The sequence below is a fragment of the bacterium genome (genome assembly GCA_021159335.1).
Classification (GTDB): domain Bacteria; phylum UBP14; class UBA6098; order B30-G16; family B30-G16; genus JAGGRZ01.
Genome location: JAGGRZ010000130.1, coordinates 1 through 5,411, shown reverse-complemented (window position 1 = coordinate 5,411; position 5,411 = coordinate 1). Strand labels below are relative to the sequence as shown.

General features: G+C 45.3%; 7 protein-coding genes. 6 read left to right on the top strand and 1 reads right to left on the bottom strand.

Annotated elements, in window-relative coordinates; translation table 11 throughout:
- The 6 genes from J7J62_06980 to J7J62_06955 all read left to right on the top strand — a co-directional run.
- Nucleotides 1-384 (top strand): FprA family A-type flavoprotein (locus tag J7J62_06980; protein MCD6124898.1); only part of this gene is annotated, 384 nt, incomplete at its 5' end.
- Nucleotides 385-505: 121 nt separating this feature from the next.
- The gene (locus J7J62_06975) at nt 506-1,144 is read left to right on the top strand and encodes a peroxiredoxin (protein ID MCD6124897.1); all 639 of its coding nucleotides are present in this window, start codon (nt 506-508) and stop codon (nt 1,142-1,144) included.
- A gap of 24 nt (nt 1,145-1,168) precedes the next feature.
- On the top strand, nt 1,169-1,666 hold the full coding sequence (locus tag J7J62_06970) for a ferritin-like domain-containing protein (protein ID MCD6124896.1): 498 nt from the start codon (nt 1,169-1,171) through the stop codon (nt 1,664-1,666).
- A gap of 73 nt (nt 1,667-1,739) precedes the next feature.
- On the top strand, nt 1,740-2,129 hold the full coding sequence (locus J7J62_06965) for a desulfoferrodoxin (protein ID MCD6124895.1): 390 nt from the start codon (nt 1,740-1,742) through the stop codon (nt 2,127-2,129).
- 34 nt (nt 2,130-2,163) lie between these two features.
- Nucleotides 2,164-2,880: a DNA/RNA nuclease SfsA gene (sfsA, locus tag J7J62_06960; GenBank protein MCD6124894.1), complete on the top strand. Its 717-nt coding sequence runs from the start codon at nt 2,164-2,166 to the stop codon at nt 2,878-2,880.
- Between the two features lie 210 nt (nt 2,881-3,090).
- Entirely contained in the window at nt 3,091-3,873 is a 783-nt protein-coding gene (locus J7J62_06955) for a DUF2490 domain-containing protein (GenBank protein MCD6124893.1), read from the top strand.
- Here the strand turns inward: J7J62_06955 and J7J62_06950 are convergent.
- Complete coding sequence (locus J7J62_06950) at nt 3,860-5,311, bottom strand: sodium/solute symporter (GenBank protein ID MCD6124892.1); 1,452 nt, start codon at nt 5,309-5,311, stop codon at nt 3,860-3,862. The two genes, J7J62_06955 and J7J62_06950, sit on opposite strands and share 14 nt — an antisense overlap.
- Nucleotides 5,312-5,411 lie beyond the last annotated feature (100 nt).

Sequence of the window (5,411 nt, the reverse complement as noted above, 5' to 3'; positions counted from 1 at the left end):
AAACCTTTTAACCTTCCGAAAAGTGACATTGGTGAGCTTGCTATGGCGCTCGTTGATGCAGCGACTATAGTTATCGCCACGCCGATGGTTCTTGCTGGTGCGCACGCCACGCCGATGGTTCTTGCTGGTGCGCATCCCGCTGCCGTTTACGCAGCATTCCTCGCGAACGCGCTAAGACCAAAAGTAAAGTTCGTCTCCATGATCGGTTCTTTCGGGTGGGGAGGAATGTTCGTCGAGCAGATAAAGGGATTAATAAAGAATCTTAATGCTGAGCTAATAGAGCCTGTGATAGTTAAGGGTTATCCAAAGGAGGACGACTTCAAAGCACTCGAGAGGCTGGCGGACGAGATAGTCGAGAAACACAAATCAATAAACGCTGTTTAGGTTCAGGAGGCTTGTCATGTTACTGACGGAAAAGTGGCATTGTAGCGCGTGCGGATACATCCACATAAACAGCGAAAATATGTACCATTAACAAAAAACGAGGAGGTGTAAGATGGCAGAGGTGAAAGGCATACCACTCCTTGGGGAAAAGTTCCCCGAACTTGAGGTTCAAACGACTCACGGTAAGATGAAACTCCCCGATGCGTTCAAGGGGAAATGGTTCGTTCTGTTCAGTCATCCGGCAGATTTCACGCCGGTTTGCACTACTGAGTTCGTCGCGTTCCAGAGGCGATACGACGAGTTCCAGAAACTTGGGTGTGAGCTCATAGGGCTGTCCATCGACCAGGTGTTCTCGCACATCAAATGGGTTGAATGGATCAAAGACAAACTCAATGTGGAAATTAAATTCCCGATTATTGCGGACGATGTGGGCAATGTTTCGACGCAACTCGGACTTATTCATCCTGCCAAGGGGACCAATACCGTTCGCGCGGTCTTTATCGTTGACCCGAAAGGTACGGTAAGGGCCATAATATATTATCCTCAGGAGCTCGGGCGCAATATGGACGAGATTCTTCGCGCTGTCAAGGCTCTGCAGATTTCGGATAAGGAGGGTGTCGCGATGCCCGCCAACTGGCCGGAGAATGAACTCGTTGGCGATGAAGTGATAATACCGCCCGCATCCGACGAGGAGACAGCTAAAAAACGCCTTAAAGAATACGAATGCTTTGATTGGTGGTTCTGTCACAAGAAACTTTAAAGTAGATGGAAAGGGGTGATAAAAATGGGGAGCAAGGGAAGAGAGATAGTAGGACCCAAGGTTGACGAGCTTATTGAGCTTCTCAACAAGGCTCTCGCTGACGAGTGGCTTGCCTATTATCAGTATTGGATTGGCGCGAAGGTGGTGGTGGGTCCAATGAAGGGTGAGGTTATGACGGAACTTACCGAGCACGCTGCTGATGAACTTCGGCATGCGGATATGCTCGTCGCAAGAATTATCCAGCTCGGCGGAACACCTATACTCGACCCCGACGACTGGAAAAAACTAACGAATTGCGGTTACGATGCGCCATCTGACCCATCCGTGCGCAAGATCCTTGAGCAGAACATAAAGGGCGAGCAGTGCGCTATAACCGCATATAACGAATTATTGAAGTTTACGGAAAATCTCGATCCTGTGACTTACGAGATGGTGGTTCAAATACTAAGAGACGAGGTGGAGCACGAAGACGACCTTCAAAGCCTTGTTGAGGACCTTGAGAACATGAAATTCCTGAAATAGGAGCGAATATGAAAAAGATGCCCGGTGTGTGGGGTAACATCCGATAGGTTCGAAAAATTTTAGGAGGTGCGCGATGACCAAGAGAATGCAGGTATACAAATGTGAAGTTTGTGGCAATATCGTTCTCGTGCTTCATGAGGGAGTTGGTGAACTCGTTTGTTGTGGACAGCCGATGACATTAATGGATGAGCAGACAGCGGATATGACCACAGAAAAACATGTGCCTGTGGTGGAAAGTGCTGATGGCGGCGTGAAGGTTAAAGTAGGTTCAGTCCCGCACCCGATGACCGACGAGCATTACATCGAGTGGGTGGAGATCGAGAAGAAAGATGGCACTATCGAGCGAGCTTTCCTGAAACCCGGTGATCCGCCTGAGTTCGTTTTCACTGACGCAAAACTTGAGGATGTGGTTAAAGCACGCGAATACTGTAATATCCACAAGCTCTGGAAAAACGAGCTTTAGAGCGTGCGGGGGATTTTGCTTCCCCCGTTTTATTATGATCAAGATTCTTGATATACCACATGACAAACGCGCTGTTTTCATCGAGCGATTGAACAGGTTTCTTGGTGTGGCTGAAATCGATGGCCAAAGAGTTAATGTTCACATCCACGACCCCGGAAGGCTTCCTGAAATTTTGTATCCCGGCAATAGCGTTCTTCTTCGCCGTTCTGCAAGTCAAAAAAGGAAAACTAAGTGGGATGTGTTGGCAGGACTCGTTGATAAGAGATGGGTTTTCGTCCATTCTGGGTATCATAGGGCTATGACCGAGAAAGTTCTACTTAACGAATCTATTTCACCCTTTGGCGCTATCTCAAAGCTCAATGCCGAAGTCAGATATAAAACGAGCAGGCTCGACTTCAGGCTGAAGCTCTCGACAGGTGATATAGTATGGCTTGAGGTCAAGGGTTGCACACTCGCGAAGAATGGCGTTGCCTTATTTCCCGATGCTCCTACGACTCGTGGCAGGCGACATATCGAGGAATTAATAAAGCTGAAGGAAGACGGATATCGTGCAGCAGTTTTGTTTCTTGTAATGAGAGCGGATGCAAGGTGTTTTGCGCCCAATCAATCGATGGATCCTGAGTTTGCGAAATCATTCAAGCAGGCTGTGGAAAAAGGAGTCGAAATTTATCCCGTAAAAATGGATTATGATGACGAGAAAATCTGGTATAAAGGCTGTGTTCCCTTGTGTGAAACATTAAAAAGGAGGTGAGCATAGGTGACCCTAAAAAGCTGTGCTTGAGGCGTTCGAAAAGGCTGGAAAGCCACTAAGACCGGTGATATGGCTAACTTGATTGAATTGCTCGTTGGATGGGGGTGGGCTAACACAAAAATTTTTTGTTCAACTGTTTTTACTGGTTTTATTGTCCTCGCGATATTAGTATATTTTTGTTCATAAAACAAGAAAGGGAAAGGAGCACCAATGAAGAAAGTCTTTATTTTCATTATTCTTTGTTTGATTTTGAGTGCTGTGTTTGCCGATGATGTTCCTGTGGCGGGCAGGTTGTGGCTTTATGGTAATGTTAGCCTCGGGCTTTCGAAATCAGTAAGCTGGTTGACTATAGCGGGTACGCGCTATGAGTTTTCACGAGCAAAAACGGAGGAACAAGCGAAAGAGTTTTATTTCAATGAGTTTTTCACGGGGCCAATGTATCTTACCAAAGTTGCCGGCTTCAAGGTAATCCTTCCAGTTCTTTATTACTACATGGGTTTTCCGATGAAGTCGCTCGACAAGTATACCTATAGTCACAATATCGAGTTCTCACCGGTGCTAATTTATAGGTTCAAGAAATTCGTTGTGTACAACAGATTTATTTTCCACAATACCATCTATTCGACTTTTTATGAAGAAGTTATGAATAAAAGCGGGGGGAATAAAGGTTATTCGTTGCTTTTGCGCTGGAAGATTATGGGACAATATCTTATCAACGAAAAACTTACTTTCGAGGCAGCAGTTGAGCCATTTATCGGTTTGATAGAGGATGATAAAATGCCTGCTGCTACTGGTCCAGGTTTCTCCGAGAAGGGTCTGGATATGAACAGAGTTTACGCTGGATTTGTGTATAAACTAACGAAAAATCTTTCCGTTGAAGCTAACTATGTTTACGAGACAAGTTTCAAGAAAAACGAGCAGGATGAAAAAGAGCTTTCCCAGATTGCTCATTACATATTTATCACGCTAAAAAGTGGTTTTAAGCTTTACTGAGCTTACCCTTTGGCTCAAGCGATTTGAGCAGGCTGAATATCGGGTTCGCAACGAGTGAAACAATCATTCCTATGGTTCCTGCCTGTGGCGATGGCATTTTGGTTATGTAAAGAATAAGGCATGTTCCCAAACCCAAAACGGCTGATGCTATGGCTCCCACCTTGTTGGCGCTTTTGGTAAATAGTCCCCAGATGAAGGGACCGAGGAAAACTGAACCTATGGCGCCCCAGGAAATACCGAGGATGCTTACAATAGTTGTTGGTTTAAAGTAAGCTATAATCACGGAAATAAGAATAAAGACAGCACTTAAGATCCGCATAAGCATGGTCAGGCTTTTGTCGGAGATTTTTTTGTTTATGAATCCGGCATAAATGTCTTTGGACACAGAGGAACTCGATACCAAAACCAAAGCTGCAAGCGTTGACATTGACGCAGAAAGTATTAGAAGGAGCATAAGGACCGAAAGCGATGCAGGTATAACATTAGCCAGAAGTTCTGGCATTAGTGCGTCGAAAACTGGTTTTCCATTGTTGAACGCAGCCGGTGCAACCTCAGGCGAAAGAAAAACTCTTGTCGTCGCTCCAGTAAAGTAAGCTATACCCGTTATCAGGATTGCGAATATGGTCGATGCGATCATCCCGATTCGTATCGCACGCTTGTCCTTTATGGCGTAAAACTTTTGAATGAGCTGAGGCATTGCGAACGGCGCCACGCTTGTCAGGAATACCAGCGAGAAAAGGGGCCATAACCCCGGTGGACCAACGAGTTTCGTTAGTTTTGGATTTATGGCGGAAAGCTGGGCGGTAATGTTGGAAAGTCCGTTGCCTTTTATGAGTGTGCTAATAAAGAGTATTATAACGCCCGCAACCATTATCATGCCGAAAGTAACATCGATCATAGTTATAGATTTGTAGCCGCCCATTACAAGATATATGGCGGTAAATACGCCCATGAATACTAGCGCCAGCGTGTAGCTCATGTTGAAGTTCGATCTGAAAAGATAGGATAACCCCATAAAGACCGCTGCTGAGTAAGGAACGAGGAAGACAAATATCGCTATGGATGATAGGAATTTGAGGAATTTACTGTTATATCGTTTTTCGAAAAATTCGGGCATGGTCGCGACATTATAATTAGTGGACATTTCTTTTATTTTTGGTCCGAGTATCCACCAGACGAGCAGAACGCCTATTAACGCATTTCCCACAGCGACCCATAATCCAGAATAGCCGAATGCCCAACCTATTTTGCCGGCAAAGCCGATGAATAGCACCGCTGAAAAGTATGCCGCACCGTAAGTGAATGCGGTCATTATGGCGCCAATTTTACGACCGCCGAGGAAAAAGTCTGAAAATGTCTTGGCTTTTCGCAAGCCAAGCAAGCCAATAACTATTATCATGAGCGCATACGCGGAAATAACGATAGCTTTTACTATCATGTTCCCTCCCGAAAGGCTTCATAGTTTATCGTTAGGCTTTTAATCTTGTCCTTTTGACTGTTTTTGTCAAATCGAAAAATTAGTGGCATTAGTTAATAAG